General features: G+C 68.9%; 28 protein-coding genes and 1 pseudogene. 13 read left to right on the forward strand and 16 right to left on the reverse strand.

What is annotated here, in order from left to right:
* Positions 1 to 476: 476 nt before the first annotated feature.
* A complete protein-coding gene (locus tag LGI35_RS45230; RefSeq protein ID WP_227300849.1) occupies positions 477 to 875 on the reverse strand; it encodes a hypothetical protein in 399 nt (132 codons plus the stop codon).
* Between the two features lie 557 nt (positions 876 to 1,432).
* On the opposite strand from LGI35_RS45230, the gene LGI35_RS45235 reads away from it, so the two are divergent.
* From LGI35_RS45235 to LGI35_RS45260, 6 genes are all read left to right on the forward strand, one after another.
* A complete protein-coding gene (locus tag LGI35_RS45235) occupies positions 1,433 to 1,714 on the forward strand; it encodes a hypothetical protein (protein WP_227300850.1) in 282 nt (93 codons plus the stop codon).
* A 1,006-nt stretch (positions 1,715 to 2,720) separates the two neighbouring features.
* A complete protein-coding gene (locus LGI35_RS45240; RefSeq protein WP_227300851.1) occupies positions 2,721 to 3,026 on the forward strand; it encodes a putative quinol monooxygenase in 306 nt (101 codons plus the stop codon).
* Between the two features lie 193 nt (positions 3,027 to 3,219).
* Positions 3,220 to 3,633, forward strand: a complete 414-nt coding sequence (locus LGI35_RS45245) for a GlcG/HbpS family heme-binding protein (protein ID WP_227300852.1) — start codon at positions 3,220 to 3,222, stop codon at positions 3,631 to 3,633.
* 298 nt (positions 3,634 to 3,931) lie between these two features.
* A complete protein-coding gene (locus tag LGI35_RS45250; RefSeq protein WP_227300853.1) occupies positions 3,932 to 4,489 on the forward strand; it encodes a type 1 glutamine amidotransferase domain-containing protein in 558 nt (185 codons plus the stop codon).
* A 224-nt stretch (positions 4,490 to 4,713) separates the two neighbouring features.
* The gene (locus LGI35_RS45255) at positions 4,714 to 5,907 is read left to right on the forward strand and encodes an alcohol dehydrogenase catalytic domain-containing protein (RefSeq protein ID WP_227300854.1); all 1,194 of its coding nucleotides are present in this window, start codon (positions 4,714 to 4,716) and stop codon (positions 5,905 to 5,907) included.
* A gap of 100 nt (positions 5,908 to 6,007) precedes the next feature.
* Positions 6,008 to 6,790 carry a Ku protein gene (locus tag LGI35_RS45260; protein WP_227300855.1) on the forward strand — a complete coding sequence of 261 codons (783 nt, stop codon included), beginning with the start codon at positions 6,008 to 6,010 and terminating at the stop codon, positions 6,788 to 6,790.
* A gap of 443 nt (positions 6,791 to 7,233) precedes the next feature.
* Here the strand turns inward: LGI35_RS45260 and LGI35_RS45265 are convergent, their stop codons facing one another.
* The 4 genes from LGI35_RS45265 to LGI35_RS45280 form a co-directional block, all read right to left on the reverse strand.
* Positions 7,234 to 7,518, reverse strand: coding sequence for a hypothetical protein (locus LGI35_RS45265; protein WP_227300856.1), 285 nt, complete (start codon positions 7,516 to 7,518; stop codon positions 7,234 to 7,236).
* A gap of 199 nt (positions 7,519 to 7,717) precedes the next feature.
* Entirely contained in the window at positions 7,718 to 8,506 is a 789-nt protein-coding gene (locus LGI35_RS45270) for a hypothetical protein (protein ID WP_227300857.1), read from the reverse strand.
* A gap of 74 nt (positions 8,507 to 8,580) precedes the next feature.
* Positions 8,581 to 8,889 carry a type II toxin-antitoxin system PemK/MazF family toxin gene (locus LGI35_RS45275; RefSeq protein ID WP_227300858.1) on the reverse strand — a complete coding sequence of 103 codons (309 nt, stop codon included), beginning with the start codon at positions 8,887 to 8,889 and terminating at the stop codon, positions 8,581 to 8,583.
* Positions 8,886 to 9,083: a type II toxin -antitoxin system TacA 1-like antitoxin gene (locus LGI35_RS45280; RefSeq protein ID WP_227300859.1), complete on the reverse strand. Its 198-nt coding sequence runs from the start codon at positions 9,081 to 9,083 to the stop codon at positions 8,886 to 8,888. The genes LGI35_RS45275 and LGI35_RS45280 overlap by 4 nt, the downstream gene beginning before the upstream one ends.
* 148 nt (positions 9,084 to 9,231) lie before the next feature.
* On the opposite strand from LGI35_RS45280, the gene LGI35_RS45285 reads away from it, so the two are divergent.
* Both LGI35_RS45285 and LGI35_RS45290 read left to right on the forward strand, forming a co-directional pair.
* Positions 9,232 to 9,465, forward strand: coding sequence for a LexA family protein (locus tag LGI35_RS45285; protein ID WP_227300860.1), 234 nt, complete (start codon positions 9,232 to 9,234; stop codon positions 9,463 to 9,465).
* Between the two features lie 50 nt (positions 9,466 to 9,515).
* On the forward strand, positions 9,516 to 9,734 hold the full coding sequence (locus tag LGI35_RS45290; RefSeq protein WP_227300861.1) for a hypothetical protein: 219 nt from the start codon (positions 9,516 to 9,518) through the stop codon (positions 9,732 to 9,734).
* 148 nt (positions 9,735 to 9,882) lie between these two features.
* Here the strand turns inward: LGI35_RS45290 and LGI35_RS45295 are convergent, their stop codons facing one another.
* The 3 genes from LGI35_RS45295 to LGI35_RS45305 form a co-directional block, all read right to left on the reverse strand.
* On the reverse strand, positions 9,883 to 10,059 hold the full coding sequence (locus tag LGI35_RS45295) for a hypothetical protein (RefSeq protein ID WP_423835788.1): 177 nt from the start codon (positions 10,057 to 10,059) through the stop codon (positions 9,883 to 9,885).
* A gap of 198 nt (positions 10,060 to 10,257) precedes the next feature.
* On the reverse strand, positions 10,258 to 10,611 hold the full coding sequence (locus LGI35_RS45300) for a PRC-barrel domain-containing protein (RefSeq protein ID WP_227300862.1): 354 nt from the start codon (positions 10,609 to 10,611) through the stop codon (positions 10,258 to 10,260).
* 335 nt (positions 10,612 to 10,946) lie between these two features.
* Positions 10,947 to 11,117: a hydrophobic protein gene (locus LGI35_RS45305; protein WP_227300863.1), complete on the reverse strand. Its 171-nt coding sequence runs from the start codon at positions 11,115 to 11,117 to the stop codon at positions 10,947 to 10,949.
* 301 nt (positions 11,118 to 11,418) lie between these two features.
* Here LGI35_RS45305 and LGI35_RS45310 point away from each other — a divergent pair.
* The 4 genes and pseudogenes from LGI35_RS45310 (at position 11,419) to LGI35_RS45325 (ending at position 14,098) form a co-directional block, all read left to right on the forward strand.
* A pseudogene (locus LGI35_RS45310) lies at positions 11,419 to 12,305 on the forward strand (SigB/SigF/SigG family RNA polymerase sigma factor).
* A gap of 80 nt (positions 12,306 to 12,385) precedes the next feature.
* On the forward strand, positions 12,386 to 12,634 hold the full coding sequence (locus LGI35_RS45315) for a DUF5133 domain-containing protein (RefSeq protein ID WP_341483519.1): 249 nt from the start codon (positions 12,386 to 12,388) through the stop codon (positions 12,632 to 12,634).
* A gap of 400 nt (positions 12,635 to 13,034) precedes the next feature.
* Positions 13,035 to 13,439, forward strand: a complete 405-nt coding sequence (locus LGI35_RS45320; protein WP_227300865.1) for a cofilin family protein — start codon at positions 13,035 to 13,037, stop codon at positions 13,437 to 13,439.
* 251 nt (positions 13,440 to 13,690) lie between these two features.
* Complete coding sequence (locus tag LGI35_RS45325; RefSeq protein WP_227300866.1) at positions 13,691 to 14,098, forward strand: hypothetical protein; 408 nt, start codon at positions 13,691 to 13,693, stop codon at positions 14,096 to 14,098.
* Positions 14,099 to 14,190: 92 nt separating this feature from the next.
* Here LGI35_RS45325 and LGI35_RS45330 read toward each other — a convergent pair whose 3' ends face one another.
* Positions 14,191 to 14,670, reverse strand: coding sequence for a hypothetical protein (locus tag LGI35_RS45330; RefSeq protein WP_227300867.1), 480 nt, complete (start codon positions 14,668 to 14,670; stop codon positions 14,191 to 14,193).
* Between the two features lie 9 nt (positions 14,671 to 14,679).
* On the opposite strand from LGI35_RS45330, the gene LGI35_RS45335 reads away from it, so the two are divergent.
* Entirely contained in the window at positions 14,680 to 14,856 is a 177-nt protein-coding gene (locus tag LGI35_RS45335) for a hypothetical protein (RefSeq protein ID WP_227300868.1), read from the forward strand.
* A gap of 1,065 nt (positions 14,857 to 15,921) precedes the next feature.
* Here LGI35_RS45335 and LGI35_RS45340 read toward each other — a convergent pair.
* From LGI35_RS45340 to LGI35_RS45370, 7 genes are all read right to left on the reverse strand, one after another.
* Positions 15,922 to 16,125: a hypothetical protein gene (locus LGI35_RS45340; protein ID WP_227300869.1), complete on the reverse strand. Its 204-nt coding sequence runs from the start codon at positions 16,123 to 16,125 to the stop codon at positions 15,922 to 15,924.
* Positions 16,122 to 16,484, reverse strand: coding sequence for a hypothetical protein (locus LGI35_RS45345; RefSeq protein WP_227300870.1), 363 nt, complete (start codon positions 16,482 to 16,484; stop codon positions 16,122 to 16,124). The genes LGI35_RS45340 and LGI35_RS45345 overlap by 4 nt, the downstream gene beginning before the upstream one ends.
* 121 nt (positions 16,485 to 16,605) lie before the next feature.
* Entirely contained in the window at positions 16,606 to 17,817 is a 1,212-nt protein-coding gene (locus tag LGI35_RS45350) for a helix-turn-helix domain-containing protein (protein ID WP_227300871.1), read from the reverse strand.
* Positions 17,760 to 18,503, reverse strand: coding sequence for an SRPBCC family protein (locus LGI35_RS46460; RefSeq protein WP_341483517.1), 744 nt, complete (start codon positions 18,501 to 18,503; stop codon positions 17,760 to 17,762). The genes LGI35_RS45350 and LGI35_RS46460 overlap by 58 nt, the downstream gene beginning before the upstream one ends.
* A 271-nt stretch (positions 18,504 to 18,774) precedes the next feature.
* Positions 18,775 to 19,110 (reverse strand): hypothetical protein, encoded by a 336-nt coding sequence (locus tag LGI35_RS45360; RefSeq protein ID WP_227300872.1) that lies wholly within the window; start codon positions 19,108 to 19,110, stop codon positions 18,775 to 18,777.
* Positions 19,107 to 19,814 (reverse strand): Asp23/Gls24 family envelope stress response protein, encoded by a 708-nt coding sequence (locus tag LGI35_RS45365; RefSeq protein ID WP_227300873.1) that lies wholly within the window; start codon positions 19,812 to 19,814, stop codon positions 19,107 to 19,109. Before LGI35_RS45365 ends, LGI35_RS45360 begins: the two co-directional genes overlap by 4 nt.
* Positions 19,811 to 20,395: an RNA polymerase sigma factor gene (locus LGI35_RS45370; RefSeq protein ID WP_227300874.1), complete on the reverse strand. Its 585-nt coding sequence runs from the start codon at positions 20,393 to 20,395 to the stop codon at positions 19,811 to 19,813. The genes LGI35_RS45365 and LGI35_RS45370 overlap by 4 nt, the downstream gene beginning before the upstream one ends.
* Positions 20,396 to 20,557 lie beyond the last annotated feature (162 nt).

The following is a 20,557-nucleotide window of genomic DNA, read 5'->3' on the forward strand; positions in this document are numbered from 1 at the left end:
CTAGGGTGATGAGGAAGAGCGGGCCACAACAGCGAAACAGGACCCGTCACCCCCGGCATCTCGAGCAATCACCCACCGCTATCTACGCAGTTGGGAAGCCCACGCGGAACGACTTGCATAGCCGGTCCGGACACGGTCTGAGCCTCACGCCGACCTGATGGGAGACGCCGGGGGTGGCCGCGTAGTCGACCGCGCGTACTGCTCGCCCCAGAGGTAAAGTTAGGAGCGTAGCGGGAGACGCGTAAGTGCTCCGATCAGGAAGTTCCCGTGGGTGGCCCCATGGAGATGCCGGCCCCCTCTCCGGGGGGGGTTATCCCATGTCTGAGGCCCTTCAGAGGGGGGTCTTCCAGGGCGTACAGGACGGCTGCCATCACAGGTGCGCGCCCTGCGGGGCCCGTCAGGGAAACAGCTGGTTTCGGCACGCGCCCGTTCGCACTGGATCGAGCGCATGCCGGCACCCGGGCGCGGGTGCGTCGTCAGGTGGTTGGGGGCACGGCGCGGGTCAGGGGTTCGAGGTCGCCGTAGAGGGCAGCGTGCAGGGCGGCGGCCAGTTCACGGGCCCGTACCTCGCCGTCCATATCGTGCAGGTCGAAGGTGACGGGGCCGGCGGAGGAGTCGGGACGGATCTCCTTGGAGTGGATGAGGCGGATGACGGCCTCGCGCACCGCGTTGTACACGGCGGGGTCGATGGTGTGCTGCGGGGCGGTGAGCGCGTCGGCCTTGACCGTCCACGGCGGGTTAGGCCCGCCCTGTTGCTCGACCGCGATGAACACGACGCGCTGATCCCGGGCCGCCTGACAGGCGGCCTCGAACGCTTCCAGACCGGTCGCGTCCGGGATCCGGTCCGCGGGGCACGGCGTCGGCAACGGCTCCATATGACAAGCATCCTCCCAGGAGACAGGCCAAGGCGCCGTGCGGTGACGCGGAGGTGTCCACGCGGGCAAAGCAATCGTTGTGATGGTGCGCGACAAACGGCTTCTGGCTCCCCCTCCCCCGGACCGTGCGAACCAGGGCCCTGGCCTGCCCCCTTTCGGGGCGTGGCCAGGGCTTTGCGCTGGGGGGGCGGTGTTCCGGGCAACCGGCCGATCTGGTGGACTGGTGGGGCTACTGCCGTGCCGGGGCCCCACGGGGGTGGCCCCGGCACGGCAGCCCTGGAGCCGCGGTGCCTTGCGGCTCCAGGGGAGCGGTGCGGGCGCGGCGGGGGCCACGCCCGCACCGCGCGGACGACGCCCTTGCCGCAACCACGAGCCGAACGGCCGCCATCGGGGCCGGATCACCGACCCCGGCATGGCCCCAGAGCGCGACGCGACCCGCCGAGAGCCGCCGTGAGCTGCGACAACGCAGCCCAACTGTCACCCTGGAGAGCCGGGCAGCGCCGCGCCGGCCCGCCGGGACCAAGTAGGGCCCGAAACCACGGCAGGCGGAGGCCCTCATGCTGATCAGTCACAGCGTCGACGGCGACACCCTGCGCCTGACCGTGCACCACAGCATCGACGTCAACACCCGGGCCGCAGCCGCTGTAGAGCTCGAGGCCCTCGTCCACACCCACCGACCCCGCCGCGTGAGCGTCCAGGTCCCCGCCGGAGAACCGACGCCCGCCACGCTCAGCGTCATCGTGCGCGCCCACCGCATGTGCAAGGGCCTCGACATTCCCCTCAGCCTGACCGGAGCCACCACGGCAGCCCAGCGCCTGTTCGTCGCGAACACCGTGTAGAGGCCTGGGGGTGGGGTTGCCGGACCGGAAGGGGCCCAACCTGACCGGCCGGTCCGGCAGCCTCGGTGACCGGGCAGGTGCGGCGAGGCTGCCGGCCGGTACAGCGGGTGCGGGGATGAGGGAGAGCACCGCACCACGCTGGCCTATCGGGTGGGCCACGGGCACCCATCTGCCAGCCTGACCCACTCCCGGTCCACCTGTCCGGGCACGACACGCCCCTCCGCCTTCCAGCGGGTGGCCAGCTGCGTGAAGATCGGCTCACCCGGCGAAGGGGGAATCGTTTCCTCGCGGCCGGTGACCGGGGCGGGCTGCTGGGTTGTCGTGGTCACACAGTTCTAACGCGCGAATCTCAGTCACCTGGATGCCTCCACGTGACGCTTTAGTGGCTCCGGTCCCACGGATCGGATACGAGACGGTCGGCGTCGGCCTCGGTCGCGGCTTGTCCCAATCCGGGAACTTCACCGGATACACGGCCGTCGACCGCGGCCGGGGCACCTTCTCTTCCGAGCGGTCTGCGCTGGTGCTGCCGGTGGTGCCGGCGAAGCCGACAGCCACCAAGGTGATAGCGGCCAGGACACTCATCTCCCGCCGCGCGCCGGGCGCCCATCGTGAGTGCTCCCGCACCCTCGCGCCTCCGCCCGGAAATACTCTCGCACACGCACCACTGACTGCTCCCCCATCCAGTCCGGTGCGCCCCTCGCGCACGGGACCCACCAGCAAAGCAAAGCCACCACTGACAACGCATCAGCAATCGTGGGGAGTTGTGGTTGCAAGGGTGGCTGCGGAGGTCTAAGCGGGAGTCGTTTCGCGGTGTGTTGGGGAGTCACCGAGAGTGTCTTGGCGTGATCAATCGCGATCGCTATTGATGTCACCGATCTCCTAAAATCACAAAAGGTGACAACATGGACAATGTGGGGCATTGGCGCGGCCGTACAGGAGACCCGTTCACCGGTCACGGCAGTGTCCGGCCGCTCCCGGGCGACCGAGCACCGGAAAGGAGTCCCTCATGGCCAACATCAACGTCGCGCTGCACGTACAGGTCGAGGCCCAGCCCGGGAAGGAGGAAGAGGTCGCCGCCTTTCTCCGCGACGGCCTTGCCATCGTGCAGGAGGAGCCCGACACCGTCGCCTGGTTCGCCGTACGCCTGAGCCCGTCCACCTTCGCCATCTTCGACGCCTTCCCCCACGACGACGCACGCCAGGCCCACCTCGCCGGCCGCCTGGGCAGCGCCCTGACGGAACGAGCCGGTGAACTGTTCGCCCAACCGCCTTCCGTCGAGCAACTCGACGTCCTCGCCCACAAACTCCCCTGAAGACCAGACTGCCTTGTCCACGCCCGGCGCGTCGGACTGGTCCCAGCCGGCGCCACCGCACCGGATTGGGCCGTCATGGGGTGGGCCTGCCGTGCGCATCGGAGCACGCGAGGTTCGGCCCGGTAGGCGGAGGCGCGCGGGGTCGGGATACACCAGGCTGCGGGTACACAACCGCAGCAGAAAGGACCTTGGCATGACCATCAAGACGGAGTCCGTGTCCCTGGAGGACGCCCGGCGGGTCGTCGCTGCGGGGGAGGCCAAGGCCGACGAGATCGGCTCGCCGAGCAACATCGCCGTCGTCGACGTCGGCGGCAACCTCGTCGCGCACATCCGTATGGACGAGGCCTGGATCGGGAGCGTCGACATCTCCATCTGCAAGGCCTTCACGTCCCGGGCCTTCGACATCAGTACCGCCGACCTGGCCGCCAACGCGGGTCCCGGTGAGCAGTTCTTCGGGATCAACGCATCCAACAACGGACGCATCATGATTTTCGCGGGCGGTGTCCCGCTGCGGCACGGCGGCCGGATCGTCGGCGCCGTGGGCGTCAGCGGCGGCAGCGGTGAGCAGGACCAGACCGTGGCCGAGGCTGCGGCGACGGCATTCTGACGATTGGCCCCGCCATGCCGTGATCAGCGGAGCCCTCAGCGCGGCCGCTCGTTGGCATCCGTCAGCACACCTCCTTCAACCGGCAGCTGTGCGGGCTGATCGAGCAGGGCAAGGCCAAGCCGTCCTGGATCGTCTCCTCTCCCAGGAGCTGTCGCTGGACCGGGCCCCGGCCTTACCCGCACTTCGGCCACCGCGAGGACGGTTGGACCAAGGTCCTCCTCCACCTCGACGGCAGCTGAGCGGCGGCAGCGCGGACCCGAACCGGTCCCCCGCCGACAACCGGAAGGAACCACGCAACATGACCAACGAACTGCACGGCAGGAAGGTCGCAATCCTGGCCACGGACGGCGTTGAGCGCGTCGAGCTCGAAGAGCCTCTCGGCGCACTGCTGGGCGCTGGAGCGCAGGCCGAACTCCTCTCCCTCCACACCGGCGAGATCAACGCGCGCCAGATGGACATCGACCCGGCCGGAACCTTTACCGTGGACAAGAAGGTCGCTGACGCCCGTGTGGGCGACTACGAGGCGCTCCTGCTGCCCGGCGGCACCATGAACCCCGACCAGCTGCGCACCGACCCCGACGCCGTCGCCTTCGTGAGGGAGTTCGTGGAGACCGGGAAACCCGTTGCCACCATCTGCCACGGACCTTGGATCCTGGCGGAGGCGGGCGTGCTGCGCGGTCGCCGCCTCACCTCATGGCCCAGCATTCGTACTGACCTGCGCAACGCCGGCGCCGAGGTCGTCGACGAGGAGGTCGTGATCGACGGCCAGCTGATCTCCAGCCGCGGCCCGCAGGACCTCCCCGCCTTCTGCAAGGCGATCATCGAACGCTTCGCCGCCGCACTGCAACCCGCCTGACAGGACACCGTGAGCCTCGGGCGGACCTGCCCAGATGGAGATGACGTGCTTGACCGGGAGCGTGGCACGCAGCGTTAGTGCGATGGCACGCGGCATAGAAGGTCCGGTTCCGGCATGCGCACGTTGGGTGGCAGCCCTACGTTGGGAAAGCCGTCGCAAAGCCACCGAAATGACCGCCGGCACTTCCACGGCCGAATCGCCGTGGATCAGCAGAGGAGATCGTCATGGCAAGCAGCAACCGCGCCGTCACCTTCCAGAACCCGAAAGACATGCGCGTCGAGTCCCTGGACTTCCCGAAGCTTCAGATGCCGAACGGGAAAAAGGCCCCGCACGGCGTCATCCTCAGAATCGTCGCCACCAACATCTGCGGTAGCGACCTGCACATCTACCGCGGGTCCTTCCCTGTGCCCCAGGGCATGGTGATGGGGCACGAGATGACCGGGGAGGTCATCGAGGTCGGCCCCGACGTCGAGTTCCTCAGTGAGGGCGACCTCGTCTCCGTTCCGTTCAACGTCGCCTGCGGCCGATGTCGCAACTGCAGGGCGCGCCGGACCGACGTGTGTGAGACCACGAACCCCAAGGTGTCCTGCGGAGCGTACGGCTTCAACCTGGGCGACTGGACCGGCGGCCAGGCCGAGTACCTGTTCGTCCCGTACGCCGACTTCCAGCTCCTTCGCTTCCCGGACAGGGACCAGGCCATGGAGAAGATCCGTGACCTGGCGCTGCTCTCGGACATCCTGCCCACCGCGTTCCACGGCCTCATGGAGGCCGGTGCCAAGGCGGGCTCGACCGTGTACATCGCCGGCGCCGGCCCGGTCGGCCGCTGCGGCGCAGCAGCGGCGCGCCTCCTCGGGGCGTCCTGCATCATCGTCGGTGACTACCACAAGGACCGCCTGGAGCTGGTGAAGAAGAACGGCTGCGAGACGATCGACCTGAGCCAGGACGCAGCGCTCACCGACCAGATCGAGGTCATCCTGGGCGAACCCATGGTCGACTGCGCAGTCGACTACGTCGGCACCGAGGCACACGGCATCGGCCGCGAGGCCAAGGACATGGACCCGGCCTACGCCCTCAACCAGGTGATCGACGCCACCCGCGCGGGCGGAGCTACCGGAGTCATCGGGGTCTACGGCGCCGACCCGCTCGCGAAGTCGAAGGCCGAGCAAGAGGGAACGTACCCGCTCGACTTCGGCAAGGCCTGGATCAAGTCGCCGCGGATCTCCGCCGGGCAGGCACCGATCATGCACTACAACCGCGAGCTGATGATGGCGATCCTGTGGGACCGCATGCCCTACTTGAGCGCCATGCTCAACACGAAGGTGATCAGCCTCGACGACGCCCCCGACGCCTACGCGACCTTCGACACGGGAGTGTCCGAAAAGTTCATCATCGACCCCCACGGCCTCATTCCCGCCTGAGGAAACACACAAAACCAGGCCAGGGCGTACGGAAGCACCGGACGCAAGCGATCAGCTTGGCCGAGATGCACCCGGAGCGGTGGCAATGGACGCTGGAGGCATGAGGGCCCTGTGGTCCGGCGTGATCCAGTTCGGGCTGGTCGTGCTCCCCGTGAAGCTGTTCTCGGCGACAGAGGAGCACAAAGTCCGGCTGCGGGAGATCCATGCCGCGGACAGCGGCCGGGTGCAGCACCGGCGGTTCTGTGAGGCCGAGGACCGTGAAATCGGGTACGAGGAGGTCGGGCGCGGCTGGGAGCTGCCGGACGGGCAGTTGGTGCCGCTCACGGATGAGGACCTGGCGTGTCTGCCGCTGGCGACCCGGCACGTCGTTCAGGTGCTCGGCTTCGTGCCTTGGCAGGACATCGACCCGATCTCGTTCAGCAGGCCGTACTACGTCGGTCCCGACGGGCCGCCGACGGAGCGGGCGTACGCGCTGCTCGTCGAGGCGCTCGCCCGCACCGGGCAGGCTGCCGGCGGAGGAGTCGGGACGGATCTTCCCGGAGTGGATCAGGCGGATGACGGCCTCGCGCACCGCGTTGTACACGGCGGGGTCGATGGTGTGCTGGGGGGCGGTGAGCGCGTCGGCCTTGACCGCCCACAGCGGGCCCTGTTGCTCGACCCCGATGAACACAGCCCCCTGTTCTTTGGCCACCTTGCATCCTGCGGCCAGGGCGTCCATGCCGGTCGGCTACTCCCCCGTCCAGGCGTCCCGTGCGCCCTTGCGCGCACCGGACCCACCAGGAAACCAGCTGTCACTGACAACGCATCAGGAATGGTGGGGAGTTGTGGTTCCCAGGGAGCAGATCCGGTCACGGTCTGCCCCTCTGTGCCCACCGTGTTCTGACCTGACGAAAGACGCCGGGAGCGGCCCCGTCGCCAACGCGCGTCCTGCGCGGCCCAGAGGTAACCTTAAGAGAGAAAGCGGCACACGCGAGGTGCTCTGACCAGGGAAAACCCCTGTGGACGGTCATGGAAATGCCCCCTCTGCTGAGGGGGCATTTCCATGCCTGGCGCCCCGCAGAGGAGGTTGCCGGTCAGAGATCGAAGACGGCGCGCAGGGCCTGGTCGACGCTGCGGGCCATGCAGCGGCGGCGGTCACCGGGCGGTGCCGTGCACGGCGCGGCGGTCGCCGGATGCATGGTCACTCGAATGGCCGTGTCGCGCAGGCGGTAGCAAGGGTGGCTGCGTGAGGATCAGCGAGAGCCCCGCCCGGAGCGTTCCGCGCCTCTTCCAGCCGGGCGGGCTCCATCAGTTGAGGCTGGTCGCGCTCGGCGTCCCACCGGGGCTCTACGGCTCGGGATGCGCCTCGCCGGCCCGAGCCTTCGCCTTCACATCCGCCTCGGCCTCGTGCCGGGCGATGCCCTGCTCCTTCGCGTACTGGGTGACCGCGGCCTGCGTGTCCCGGGCCAGGTCCCGCCAGGCGCGCCAGGCCGTCTCATACGTCGCCGTCTGCGTTTCGGCCCAGTCCGCCGCGGTGGGCGGGCCGTACTCGTCGCGCAGGCGCAGAACCTCGCGGTGCGCCGCGTTCGCCGCCTGCTGTCTCTCGACCAGTTCATCGAAGGTGTGTGCCACCAGCGGATCTTAAGACGCTGCCAGGGCAGCCCAGCAGATCACGCGACCGGCACGTACGGGAGCACGGTCGCGCGCTGCGCCTGCGTCGATAGTGGTGCCTGCGAGCGGGAGCACCAAGAAGGTGCGGCCCGGACGAACACTTGGCGAGCGAGGGCTTGGGGCCACGTGTTCGCCTCGCAGGACGTCGAGGCGGCACCGTTCACAGGACGGTGCCGTTAAGGGCGCGGCGGTCGCCGGAGATCGCGTAGCGGCGGGCGGCGAGGGCGTGGTCGAGGCCTTCGCCGATCTCCTCACACAGCGGCGCCAGGACGTGGGCCGCCGCCGCGTCGGACAGGTGAGCCGGGGCGACCTCGAGCATCAGCTCGCCGACCTGGTGGGTGCCGGCGGCGAGGTCGTCGACCACGGCGCGCAGCGCGGCAAGCGCGGGATCCGCCGACGGACAGACCGGCGGCGGGGACGGTGTGGCGCGGATGTCGTGGACGGCTTGGCGGACCACCTCGCGCACGGCCGGCTCGTCGAGGGGGTTTTCGCCGTTGTGAGTGAGCGTGGCGAGGCGGCGGGTGATCAGCTGGGCGACGTCGCCGCGGCGGGCGCAGACGTCGACCAGGGCGCGCTGGGACAGGCCGTAGTCGAGCGCGGCTTCGGCGACGGGGTCGGTGTCTCGTGTGCGAGACGGATCGGTGCTCGCCGTGACGGCGCCGTGGATGGCGGCCTGGGCGTGGGCGACGTCGAGGAGCCGGTAGGCCTGCGCGCGGGAGATGCCGAACTCCGCCCCGCAGTAGGAGGCCCAGCCGCTGTGGCCGAGGGGGAGCCAGATGCGGGCGGCGTGCGCGTCACGGACCCGGGCGGCCAGCGTCGCCACCGAGCGCACCACACCGTCCATCGCCGCGCGCAGCCCGGCTGTGATCTGCCGGGCGCGGTCCACGCCCGGCAGATCACAGCCGGGCTGCGCCGGTCCGGCAACGTGCCCCTGGTGGCGGTCGTCCATGCCTCCATCGTCCTCCGCACGGGCAGACCGGACCAGGGCGTACGGAAGCATTCGGGCCACGGTGCGGCCCGGGTTCAGAGGTCGAGGACGGCTTGTAGGGCCTGGTCGACGCGGGCCATCGTGGCCGGGTCGAGGGCGCCGCGGTAGGTCGCCTCCGCGAAGCGGACGGTGCGCAGTTGCTGGAGGTTCACCGCGACCGCTGTGCTGGGGATCGGGTCGCGGATGACGACCGACATCGCGGTGTCGGGGTAACGGCCGGCGGGGTGCAGCACGAGGGCGAGGACGGCCCCGCACGCCTCGTCGAGACCGGTCGGGGAGACGACCAGGACGTGACGGTCGTCGGGCGGGGTCCAGACGTCGCCGCGCTTGATCTCCTGGCTCAAAGGGTGTCGCCCTCGCCCGCCAGGTCCTGGCCCAGGCCGAGGGCTGCGAGCTGGTGGCCGGCATCGAGGAGGGCGGCGCGCCGGGCGGCACGCACGATGTAGGCATTCACGCTCAGGCCGTCCGCCTGCGCTGCCTGCCTGATCACGGGAGCCAGCTCGTCGGGGACGCGCAGCGTCATCGTGGTGATCGACATGGCACCAAGATAGCCACCACATAGCGGTGGCGTCAGGTGAAGCAACTGTGATCGGGCTGATCCGGACTGCTCGGACTTTCCACGGAAAATCCGGCTCCGGCCGACCCGGCAGCTCACCCAGAAAATCGAACATGTGCTCTAATCAAGTATGAGCACCATCGCCCCGTCGTATGCCCTGACCGACCGACAGCGCCGCATCGTCGCGTGCGCGCGTGAATGGATCACCGAGCACGGCGAGGCACCGTCCATGCGCGAGCTCGGCGCGGCCGTGGGACTGACGAGCACATCCAGCGTCGCGTATCAGCTGCGGCGGCTGCGGGAGCGCATGGTCGTGGAAACCAGGGGCCGGCGCAGCGACCGGTGCCCGCACTGCGGGAAGTGATCCGGACCAACCCCGCCCGCCCCGCCCACCGTGTCTGGGAGGATGGGCGCATGACGCAGACGACGACGGACGGGCGGCTGCGGGACCTGGAGGCCGAGGCGTTCCGCACGGGCCGCACGCTGGCGGAGCACAGCCAGGACCTGGGGGACATCAAGGCCCAGCAGCGCACGGCGTTTTCGAACATCGACTCCCTGGCGGACGCGATCGGCGCGCCCGGTGGTCCCTCACGCAGCGGCTCGACTCGATCGAGGGCGAGCTGGGCAACGTGAAGCGGCTGTTGCGAGCGCTCGCCCGGGCCCAGGGCATCGATCCCGACGCCGAGTAGAGGTCCCGCCGGCCTCACGCTCAGGGCCGCTCCGAACGTCAGCAGGGCCTGGGTACGCATCGCATACCAGGCCCTGCTTGCGCTGCGGGTTGTCACGCGCCGATGCCGACCGAGGAGACGTCGGCGTAGGTGCAGCCGTTCGCGCACGCCAGCACGATGCGTGCGCGAACGGCCAGTCCCTGGGCGGTCGAGCGGCGCTTGGCCCAGCTCTCCAGCGTCAGCCGCTCGGCCTCCGACAACACGACAGGTTCCAGCCGGGTATCGCCCATCCGCGCAGCACAGCGCGAGCGCGCTACCCGCCGCAGCAGAACGCCGCAATCTGTACGTCCTCGTCCTGCGAGGCGCCGTTCCTAGCGCATCAGCAGTCCCCGCATCCCCAGCCCGTAGTGCACGCGCAGCCGGTGCAGCTCCCACAGGCCCACCGCCGTGACGGAGAGCGGGGCGCCCAGAATAAACACGTAGTGGGGTCAGGTGCGGCGGTGGCTGGTGTAGTAGCTGCCGACCTGCTCGTGGTACCCGGCGTCACCGACGTGCTTGTCCCTGTCGAACTCGGGCGAGCCCTTGATCTGATCCTTGGTGAGGTCGACGAAGACCTTCCGCTCCGTCTGGTCCACGGTGCGCACCGTGCCGGCGGGCAGCAGGACGTGCTTACCGAAGATCCAGACACCGGTGTCGACGACGAGGTACGCGGAGTCGACGTCGTCCGAGTGCTTGTCGACCTTGCCGATACTGCCGTCGGTGGCCTCGACCTTGTAACCGATCAGGTCGATCCCCGCAGTGTGGCCGGCGGTCGGCTGGTAGCCCCAGATGCTGTCACTCATAAAACGGCTCCCTCATCAGAATTTACTGCTCCACAGATGAAGCGGTGGAGTCGGATCGGCGTACCCCTAAATTGCGGTGACGCGCTCTCTGAAGACCGCGTGCCCTGCGTAGCGGACCCCACACATTTACACGGCGCGAAATTAAGTGTGGCCCGACGCGCCGTCCTGGGAGGTCATGGTTCCTGACAGCGCGTCCGGCCACACATCCCGTATGCCCCTGATTGAGCACACCATTACTTCTCATTTCTTCTCGTAATCGGCAGCAGACATGCGGGTGGGCCACGACGAAGATCCGTCGCGGCCCACCCGCATGAGGCTGTGCTGTTCAGGCTGGCCTACCAGCGGTACCAGCGGCCGCGCTTGCCGCCGTGCGCGGCCGGCCGGATCACGAAGCCGAGCAGCCACACCACCAGCACGATGACGGCGATCCACCACAGGGCCTTCAACGCGAAACCGGCACCGAAGAGAATCAGGGCGAGCAGAAGAACAAGAATGATGGGAACCATGAATATCAACCTCCGAGCAATCATGTGCCCAGCAAAAATCCCACCACGCCTCAAAATCGCGTTCGTTTACTCCGCTCCAACGCGGGGAGTGGTATTCACCAAATAGTGAGGTCATACATAAGGGGCTTGGGTGCGGAAAACGCCCGCGCTTACAGATACCGGCGCCCCACGCAGCAGGGACGCTCCTACCAGGCTTCCTTCGCCGTGTTTCGTTTTCCTGCCGGGCAAAAGGCGCATGCGCACGCCGTGCCGGGGCAGGAGCCGATTCGAGACGAGTGCACCACTAGGGGAGGGACGGGACATGGCAGCGACTTCTGCGCCGATCACCCAGACCGTGCGGATCGGGGGAGAAGCCGCGCCAGGAACGGGAGCTGCCGCCTGCGGTGAGCTGCCCTGGATCGAGGACGCGGGCACCGTGGCGCCCAAGGACGCCCGGGCTCTGTCGAAGCTGTTCTTCGACCGGCTCGACGTCCTGGAGGAGGGCACGCAGGCGCACCATTACGCGCGCAACACCCTCCTCGAGATGAACCTCTCCCTGGTCCAGTTCGTCGCGCGCCGGTTCCGTAACCGTGGCAGCGGCGAGATGGAGGACATCGTCCAGGTCGGCACGGTCGGCCTGATCAAGGCGATCGACCGGTTCGACCTGTCCCGCGAGGTCGAGTTCACCAGCTTCGCCGTTCCCTGCATCGTCGGGGAGATCAAACGCTTCTTCCGCGACACCACGTGGGCCGTCCACGTCCCCGCCGCCTGCAGGAACTGCGGGTGGACCTCGCGCAGGCCACAGAGCAGCTCGCCGCCGACCAGGACCGTGAACCGACCGTCAAGGAGCTCGCCGCACACCTGCAGCTGAGCCAGGACGAGGTCATCGAGGGAATCGTCGCCTCCAACGGCTATACCGCCGGCTCCCTGGACATGCCGGCCGACGGCGGGGACAACCCCGGCGCCACCCGCTCCTACGCCGACGTGATCGGCGACGTCGACCCCGCCATGGAAGCCACCGACAACCTCCACATTCTGGCCCCCCTGCTGGACAAGCTCGAGACCCGTGATCGGCGCATCATCGAGATGCGCTTCGGCCAGGAGATGACCCAGACCCAGATCGGCGCGGAACTGGGCATCTCCCAGATGCACGTCTCACGACTCCTCACCCGCGTCCTCACCCACCTCCGCACCGGCATGCTCGCCTGAAACTCCCCCGGGCGAACCGTGACGTGGCCTTGCCCGGACACAGCACAGGCCCCATCACCCCCGTAGGAGAATCCGTGCTGATGCCCCACCCCGCGATACTGCAAAAGCTTCTCGAGCAGTACAAGACACTCCTCGCCCTAGAGACCGAGAACGGCACCGTCCCCCTCCGACGCGAACTCGACGACGTCACCTACACCCTCTGCGTCTCCACCGGCACCCTCACCATCAAAGCGGCCCTCACCGCGGCACAACAGCAACTGGACGCCCACCTCACCGACCCCGCGCCCACACAGCGCGCGGCGCCAGGCGGCATACAGCTCACGGCCTGACCGCCTTCTACGCCCAGTCGACGACGCGCTTCACCACGAGTCGGAGCTGTCGTCACAACTGTCCGCTGGCTTCTCCCGTGATGGGGTCGAGGACGCGGGAGCCCAGCGGGTCTACACGTCACCGGCGCACTACTGCATCGACCACACGCACTCGCCTCACCACCTCCAGCATGACCCTGTGCGGGATCGAAACGGGCGAGCAGGCATCAGGCGAGGCGGTACCTGGTCCACACCACGTTCACGCAGACGGGCTGCCGCCCGATCATGGTCGCTGCGTTCGGAAACCCCTGCACCCGCCGGATTCCGGCGGGCACCGCCGATCGGTGCTCGTCCACAACTTCCCGGTCAAGGGTTCGTTGGGCTCAGCGAAACGCCCAGCCCATGACCGGAAGGTGTCGTCGTGACCAGTGCCATCTCAGTGGAAGACCGCTGTATCGACGCATTCAACAATCTCAAGAGGAGCCGGCACGTCACCACCGTGCTGTACCGGCTCAACGACAACCTGGACACCCTCACCCTGGACTTCGAAGGCAATCTCACCCACGACGAACTCCTCAAAACCCTGCCGTCCGATCCCCGCTTCGTGGCCTACGAACTGTGCTTCGCCGACCGGGACGGCAGCCGCAAAGAGGCGATCCTGCTGATCTCCTGGACCCCCCGGGGCACCAGTGCCGAGCAAGGGACAGCACAGGCCACCTGCTACGCCACCCTCAGAAACCAGCTCGACGGCGTCAACCTCTTCATCGAGGCTGCGACCGAGTCGGATCTGGAGTACAACCACCTCGTCCACGTCGCCCGGGCTTAACTCACTGCCGGTGATGCCTCGTCGCGCAACAGGACAAATCAGCAAGTGAGGCCCAAAGGCCGAACTGACCGACGTTCACCTTGCCGGCAGGCGGCTGCCGACCGGCGGGGCATGGATGCACTGCAGACAGACAGCACGACATGACACGCCCGCACAAATAGGGATCTATCTCGAGGCCGTCCAGGCATCCTGGCCCCTGATACAGCAGAGCAGTCCTGCAGCCCATGCCTCACGCCGGAGGAGGACTCACCGTGGAGCCGGAGCACGAGGCGGCACCGGAGCCGGTCGGCCGGATTCACGCGGCGCGGCTGGCCGAGGACCTGCGTGTAGCCACCGGTGAGGCGCGGCAGGCCGCGATGGTCCTGGTCGCACTGGTGCGAGACGCCCACCGGGCTCTCACTGACGCGGAGCGGCACCAGGCCGACACGAAGGCAGTCCGTTACCTGATCGAGGAAATGGTCGCGGCAGGCGGGCGGCTGGGCCAGATCGCCCTCGAACTCGCCCCCGCCCACCTGTCCGACCGGGAAGCCGCCGGCACCGTTCTCGCCCAGTACGCCCACGACATCGGCTGCGACATGGAAACCGTCCTCGCCACGCGCCGCTACGCACTCACCGGCAACCGCAGCGCACTGGAAGGCACCTGGATCCGCACTCTCTGAATCGAGGTCGCCGGCATGCACTTCAGGGCTGCACCCGGCGGAGCGGGTACAGCCCTGAAGATTCCACGAGTTGGTGCAGGTGAGTGGTCAGGTCAGCTGGTGTGGGCCTTGCTGTGCGCCATGCCCATCGCGTGCGCCTGGCCGGAGTCGCCGCCGCGGGCACCGTGGCCGCCATCGGTCCAGGACGTGTTCCACGCGTCACCCGTGCTGCCGGTGTGGCCGGTCATGCCCGATTCACCGGACGTGGCCCAGGCGCCCTGCTTGCTGTCCTGGTGCTTCCAGCCTCCGTGGTGGCCACCTTGGTTGTGACCGCCGAGGATCGAGATGGTGCCGGCCTGGTTGCCGCCGGTGGCCCCGGAGTCACCCGAGTTGCCGCTGTTCCCGGACTGGGCCCTGTTGTTGCTGGTGGCGCTGCCACCGTCGCCGCCACGGCCGGTGCCGCCCGAGCGGGCGCCGGTGCGGTTGTCGGCCTGCGAAGAGGTGTTGTTGCTGCTGGAACGCTCGTGGTGACGGGTCCAGCCCCAGCGGTGCGAAGACTTCTGCTGCTTGGCATAGGCCCTGCTGTGCGCCATACCGGTCGCGTGCGCCGCACCGGAGTCGCCACCACGGGCACCTTGCCGCCGGACGTCCAGGACTTGTTCCACGCGTCACCCGTGCAGCCGGTCTTGCCGGTGTTCCCGGAGTCGCCCGAGGTCGCGGAGGCCTTCGAGCCGCCGCTCATCCAGCTGTGGCCCCAGTCCGAGGCGCCCCAGCCATGACCACCGCCGCGGTGGCCGCTGTTGCTGCCGAGGATGGCGATGGTGCCGGCCTGGTTGCCGCCGGTGGAACCCGAGTCGCCCGAGTTGCCGCTGTTCCCGGACTGGGCCTGGTTGTTGCTGATGGCGTTGCCGCCGTCGCCGCCACGGCCGGTGTCACCCGAGCGGGCGCCGGTGCGGTTGTCGGCCTGCGAAGAGGCGTCGCTGCTGCTGGAACCGCCGTGGCCCCAGCTGCCAAAGGCGGGCAGGATCCGGTACTGGCCCTCCCGGCCCCAGCTGCGCTGCTCCGACCACGCTGCGGCGTTCGCCATGCCCATGGCGTGGGCCGGGCCGGAGTCCCCGCCACGGCCACCGCGACCGCCCGACGTCCATGACTCGTTCGACGCGTCACCCGAGTTACCCGTCGCGCCGGTGTCACCCGAGTCGCCCGACGTGGCCGAGGCCCCGCACCGGGCCAGGATGCAGATGTTCCCGACCTGGTTCCCACCGGTCGAACCGGAGTTCCCGGAATTGCCGCTGTTCCCCGACTGGGCCTGGTTGTTGCTGGAGGCGTTGCCGCCGTCCCCGCCACGGCCGGTGTCACCGGAAGCGACGCCGGACTTGTTCGACGCCGAGGCGCCGCTGAGTGCTGCCCTTGCCGCTGTGCCGGCCGGAGATGTCTTGCTTCGCGCTCGAGGCGGCGTGGCTGGAGCCGTGCGCCTTCGCCGGGCCGGAGTCCCCGCCACGGCCGGCGTCACCACCACTCGTGTGGGACGCGTTCGACGCGGTACCGGAGTCACCCGTCTTCCCGGTGTCTCCAGAGTTGCCGGAGGAGGCGTGCGCGGTGCAGTCCGCCAGGACACAGATGTTCCCGGCCCTGTTCCCACCGGTGGAACCGGAGTTCCCGGTGTTCCCCGACTGCGCCTTGTTGCTGGGGGGAGGGCGTCAAGCGATCGCTGCAGGTCGCCCCGGCTTCGATGTCGACCTGCGCAACATCGTGGCAGGGCGGGCCGCTCCCACTGCTCTTGCCGTCAAGCGGACCGCCCCAGCCCGCCGCCGGTCACCTCCAAGCACCCGGCGGCGGGAGTCTCAGTCTGCCTGATTCTCACCGGGCCGCTGCCTCCAGCCCGTGGCGGCGCGGAAACCGTGAGTGAGTTGGCCGCTGTAAAAGTGCCGATGGGCGCCGTAGTACCCGGCTGACAGGGTGCAGCGCCGCGTGCTCTCGGGCTGGCGGATGAAGCAGATGCCGGGGATCTCCACGTTCTTCTCCAGCGTCTTGCGCTGCGCGCTCATCGCCGCACCTGCCGCATCACGAGACGGAGCCATGTCCCCGGAGCGCAGAGCCCCGGGTCGTCGGTGCACTGCTCGCAGATCGCCGTGTGGTTGAGCTGTGCGGGATACACGCGGCGCATCGCGCAGGGGCGGCAGCCGCGGGGAAACCAGCGGGCTGCGGTGCCATGGGCGTCCGTCTCCCGCACGCCGAGATCGATAGCGGTGGAGTTGTCCAGGGCGACGGCGCACCACACGCAGGCCCTGCCGCACGCTTGCGGTTCGGACAGGCCGCCAGGGGGTGGGACATGGATGGGCGGCGCCTCAAGGGTGTTGCTCGGTCCGCTTCCCGCGCCGGACGCTCGACCCGTAATCTCGGCCATGTCGACTCCTGTTGGTCGGCCGGCCCCGGGACCGTTCACGCGGTTGCCGGGGCGTTGTACGACTCATGGAATCGGCGCGCTACTCAGGGTGACAGTGACGGGGCGTCCTAGTTTCTCGACGCTATGCGCCGACCCCCAGGAACTCGGCCAACGGCCGCAGCCCCGGAGGGTGGTTGGGGAGCGCCCACAGATCACGAACGATGGCTACCGCCAGGGTGTGATGCTGCATCCACGTCGGCGCCACCCGGCGGAGTGACTCCAGGGCCTTCACCGCCCCCACCGCGTCGCCCAGATCCGTATGGGCTCGGGCCACGTCCAGCAGCAGCCACGTCCGCCACGACGGCGGGGTGTCCTTACTCAGCCGCATCCCCTTCGCCAGAGTCAGAGCCTGATCGGGGTGCCCATACTGCACGGCCAGCCGAACGCGCTCGATACGCACCGACGACGGGCTGAACACGCTGACCATCCGGCTGTCGCTGCCCTGCGGCAGCTTCGCCACACGAGCGGCTTCCTTCTCCGCGGTCTCCATCAACGCAGCGGCCCGCTCGTAGTCGTTGCTGCGCGCGGCCGACGTGGCGGCCGACATCGTCAGCCCGCCCCAGACCTTCAGGCCGTCAGCGGTGCCCGTCAGCCCGCTCTCTTTCGTGTCGTCCGCAGCGTGCAGGGCGATACTCAGGGCGTCACCGAGGCGCCCCTGCCGCTGGTAGGTCCACGCAACGGAGTTGACGATCATGGGGCGTAGCAGCGGGTCGGACGAGCGCCCCGCGGCATCTATGGCGCGCTCCAGGCCGATCAGCGCGAGATCTGTTTTCCCCATCCGCACGGCGACGTGCCCGGCCAGCTGAAGGGCCTTGGCCAGCGCCGCGAAGCCGGCGCCCCGTTCCGCACGGTCGGGCGACGCCGTGGCGGTGCGCGCGTCCGAAATCATGTCGGGAAGCGTCTTCATCACGGTGTCGAACTCGGCCGCGTGGTACTGCGTCCAGCCGTCTGCGACCTGCTCGCGCAAGGAGGACAGTGAGAAGTCGGGGCTGGGCGCCTTCGGCTCGGCCACCCAGAGCACCGGCATGATGGCGCGCCGCACGGCCACGAACCGTGGCCCGTCGTTCTCCCCCGTCGAGACGGCAGGAGGGTCCCCCAGAAGGGTCGTCAGCTCCACGCCGAGGCCGTTCGCCAGCGCGTGGAGCGTAGGCAGGCGCGCCGAAGTCTTCCGCCCCTGCTCAAGCTGCCGGATCACGTCCACCGACAGATCCGAGCGCTCGGCCAACTCCTCTTGGGTCAGGGAGGCCAGGCGGCGCAGGCGCCGCAGCGTTCGCCCCAGATCGTCGGTAGCCACGCAGCCACCGTACGCCGACCTGGCGGCCAGGCAGAGTGCCCATCTGGTGCCACGTCGCACCGTCCCGCACTACGGGGACGCTGTTCTTGATCCCCCTGCTTGTGGAAGTCGTCGCAACGGTCACGCGGAGAGATCGAGGCGGCTCGCCTGGACTTGACGGAGGGTTCCCGCTTTCCATTCTCATGACGAGAGTTGCGGGCAGGCTTGCGGGTTGCCAGGTCAGAGCTGTTGTGGTCCAGACGCGGAGGGCCCAGGGCATGTTGGAGTGCGGCCGGAAGCTGCTCGGACACCTCGTCCCCCAGGCGCTCGAACTCTCCTTTCAGGAGGGGCGTTGCCAGTCGCGCGATCCCGTGGAACTCGACGTGCGCCCGGTAGGTGATCCGGGTGCCGCCTGAATGCGGCTCGAAGTGCAGGTCGTCCGTCGATGTAGCTGTCTTGTTGCGCCCGACGAAAGTGAGCCGGTCGTCGCTCATCCGCGTCAGTTCGTAGCGAAGCTCGGTGCGGCGTCCACGGAACGAGGAAACGTTCAGCCACTGCGTGCCCACCCTCACCGGAGCGCCGGCGCTGAGGGGCCGACAGCTGATGGTGCCCGGGTCCCACTGTTCGGCGTGGGAGAAGTCGGCCATGTAGGCCACGATCTCGTCGCGCTTGCGGTCCGAGTGCATGACACGTTCAACCTTGATCACTACGACTCCTGGGGGTCACATCGTGTTCCGTGCCCGGGCCGGGAACGACTGTCCTTCTTCCTTCCCTTACGCGATCATCGGACGCAGGTCATCTCGGTGCGGCGGCTTCGCCCTGGCGAACGCGCTCCACCGCGCCGCCGGCCTCCGCTTCTGCGCGCTGCCCCTGACACCGGAGCGCATCTACAGCCGGATCGGGGAGAGCCGGTCGATCCGGACGGTGCGTTGACACTCCGGACCGGCGCGCCGGTCGCCTGCCCGGTCGCACGTGCCGTCACACGATGCCGGTGACCGTGATGGTGATCTGTGATGTCGCGGTCGGATCCCTGGTTTTCAGGAAGGTCTCGATGGCGGTGCGGGTGGCCCGGGTGACGTCAACGGCTCGCGCTTCGGCGCGTGTGACGATCTGGATCTCGATCCTCCAGGGTTCACTGGCGCCGGTCCGGCTGACCCGCAGCCCGCCGGGCGGCGAGGCATGGCCGAGCCGGGTCACCGCCAGCGCCGATCGCAGCCGCTGCGCCACGTCGGGCTTGAGGAAGGCGACACCGGGCACCCCCTGGACCGTCCTGGCCAGTGCCTCCGCCAAAGCGGCCTGCGCCTGCTGGTTCATCCTTCCCGGCCTTTCTCCGTGGTGGCGGACGCGTCCTGACAGGCCGGTGCGTCGTCGCCGCTCGGCGCATGGTCGGCGCCTACGTCGTCGCCGGCAGATGCTTCATCGCCGACCGGTGCGTCGTCCAGATCCGTGATGCAGATGTCGACGCCGCCGATGTCCAGGCCGAGACGCCGGTCCGCGGCCTGTTCGACCCGCGAGCGGACCCTGTCGGCCAGTTCCTGCAGATCAGGGGTCGACCAAGGCGCGCGGATGCCGATGCGCACGGTGACCTTGCCGGTGCCTGATGCCGTCGCGGGGTCGATCCGGCAGGATCCGGCCCGGACGCCGGGTACCTGTTCGGCGGCGGTGCGCAGGGTACGGGCCGCGACGGACTCCATGATCCACATGTGGTCGGCCGGGTCGCTCAGGGGCAGCGGACGCCCCGGTCGCAGCTCCAGACGGACGACGTCCATGACGCGCTGCGTCAGCGCGGCGGGGTCGAACCCGGAGGAGACCTCGGCTTCGTCGGTGGCGTCCTCCATCTGCCGGACGGCCGTCCCCAGCTGGTCGAGGTCCTGGACGGCTCTCTCACAGTGGGGGCAGGAGTCGACGACCCCGTCCTCCCAGTCGCTCCACACCTCGAACAGCATCCGTCCGCAACGGAGCTGCTCGTCGTCGGAGTCGGGCGGCGGAGAGGCGGGCGGGTGGATGCGGGTGGTCATCGCCAGGCCCCCAATGCGTTGGTCAGATGACGTCGGGCGCGGAAGACGCGTGCGCGGACGGCTTGCTGCGTGATGCCGACCGTCTCCGCGATGAACTCGTAGGACCGGTCGTCCAATTCTCTCAGCACCCAGCAGGTGCGCTGCTCGGCCGACAGGCCCGACAGTGCCTCGTGCAGGTCGCGGACCGCGGCGCGCCCCTCGAAGATCCTGTCGGGGGCGACGGTGTGTGCGGGCGCGGCCATCTCGTCGACCGCCTCCAGAGCCGTCTGCGGTTTGCGGGCACGCAGGACGTTGAGGCACCGGTTGGTGACGATCCGGTGCAGCCAGGTGCCGAAGGACGACTGGCCACGGAACTCGGGCAACCTGCGCCAGGCGCTGATGAACGCGTCCTGCACCGCATCCTCGGCCTCGACGCGGTTGCTGAGCAGCCGGGTGGCCAGGCGGACCAGCGCCGGGACATGACGGCGCACCAGGACGGCGAAGGCCTCCTCGTCGCCCTCGGCCGCTCGTACGGTCAGCAGCGCGTCGTCGAGCCCGGCCTGGGCGTCAGGCGGTCTGGTCGGTGTGGGGTCCCCCGACACGGGGTGGCTCCTCTCGTTCGTCCTACTCGTTGGACACCGCGGCCGGGTTGTTGTGACGCGGGGCGTCGCTCTGGCGTGAAGCGGGGCGTCGCCTTGCTGTGACGCGGGGCGTCGCTCGCAACTGCTCGCAACTGTCGGCATCGGAGCAGAAGTTTTCCGGGG

Origin of the sequence: Streptomyces longhuiensis, assembly GCF_020616555.1 — a bacterium.
Lineage (GTDB): Bacteria > Actinomycetota > Actinomycetes > Streptomycetales > Streptomycetaceae > Streptomyces > Streptomyces longhuiensis.

Excerpts from the sequence above, each read along its gene's own strand:
- LGI35_RS45230 (WP_227300849.1), bottom strand. The coding sequence starts at position 875 with ATGGAGCCGTTGCCGACGCCGTGCCCCGCGGACCGGATCCCGGACGCG.
- LGI35_RS45235 (WP_227300850.1), top strand. The coding sequence starts at position 1,433 with ATGCTGATCAGTCACAGCGTCGACGGCGACACCCTGCGCCTGACCGTG.
- LGI35_RS45240 (WP_227300851.1), top strand. The coding sequence starts at position 2,721 with ATGGCCAACATCAACGTCGCGCTGCACGTACAGGTCGAGGCCCAGCCC.
- LGI35_RS45245 (WP_227300852.1), top strand. The coding sequence starts at position 3,220 with ATGACCATCAAGACGGAGTCCGTGTCCCTGGAGGACGCCCGGCGGGTC.
- LGI35_RS45250 (WP_227300853.1), top strand. The coding sequence starts at position 3,932 with ATGACCAACGAACTGCACGGCAGGAAGGTCGCAATCCTGGCCACGGAC.
- LGI35_RS45255 (WP_227300854.1), top strand. The coding sequence starts at position 4,714 with ATGGCAAGCAGCAACCGCGCCGTCACCTTCCAGAACCCGAAAGACATG.
- LGI35_RS45260 (WP_227300855.1), top strand. The coding sequence starts at position 6,008 with ATGAGGGCCCTGTGGTCCGGCGTGATCCAGTTCGGGCTGGTCGTGCTC.
- LGI35_RS45270 (WP_227300857.1), bottom strand. The coding sequence starts at position 8,506 with ATGGACGACCGCCACCAGGGGCACGTTGCCGGACCGGCGCAGCCCGGC.
- LGI35_RS45280 (WP_227300859.1), bottom strand. The coding sequence starts at position 9,083 with ATGTCGATCACCACGATGACGCTGCGCGTCCCCGACGAGCTGGCTCCC.
- LGI35_RS45285 (WP_227300860.1), top strand. The coding sequence starts at position 9,232 with ATGAGCACCATCGCCCCGTCGTATGCCCTGACCGACCGACAGCGCCGC.
- LGI35_RS45290 (WP_227300861.1), top strand. The coding sequence starts at position 9,516 with ATGACGCAGACGACGACGGACGGGCGGCTGCGGGACCTGGAGGCCGAG.
- LGI35_RS45295 (WP_423835788.1), bottom strand. The coding sequence starts at position 10,059 with ATGGGCGATACCCGGCTGGAACCTGTCGTGTTGTCGGAGGCCGAGCGG.
- LGI35_RS45300 (WP_227300862.1), bottom strand. The coding sequence starts at position 10,611 with ATGAGTGACAGCATCTGGGGCTACCAGCCGACCGCCGGCCACACTGCG.
- LGI35_RS45305 (WP_227300863.1), bottom strand. The coding sequence starts at position 11,117 with ATGGTTCCCATCATTCTTGTTCTTCTGCTCGCCCTGATTCTCTTCGGT.
- LGI35_RS45315 (WP_341483519.1), top strand. The coding sequence starts at position 12,386 with ATGCCCCACCCCGCGATACTGCAAAAGCTTCTCGAGCAGTACAAGACA.
- LGI35_RS45330 (WP_227300867.1), bottom strand. The coding sequence starts at position 14,670 with ATGGCGCACAGCAGGGCCTATGCCAAGCAGCAGAAGTCTTCGCACCGC.
- LGI35_RS45340 (WP_227300869.1), bottom strand. The coding sequence starts at position 16,125 with ATGAGCGCGCAGCGCAAGACGCTGGAGAAGAACGTGGAGATCCCCGGC.
- LGI35_RS45345 (WP_227300870.1), bottom strand. The coding sequence starts at position 16,484 with ATGGCCGAGATTACGGGTCGAGCGTCCGGCGCGGGAAGCGGACCGAGC.
- LGI35_RS45360 (WP_227300872.1), bottom strand. The coding sequence starts at position 19,110 with ATGAACCAGCAGGCGCAGGCCGCTTTGGCGGAGGCACTGGCCAGGACG.
- LGI35_RS45365 (WP_227300873.1), bottom strand. The coding sequence starts at position 19,814 with ATGACCACCCGCATCCACCCGCCCGCCTCTCCGCCGCCCGACTCCGAC.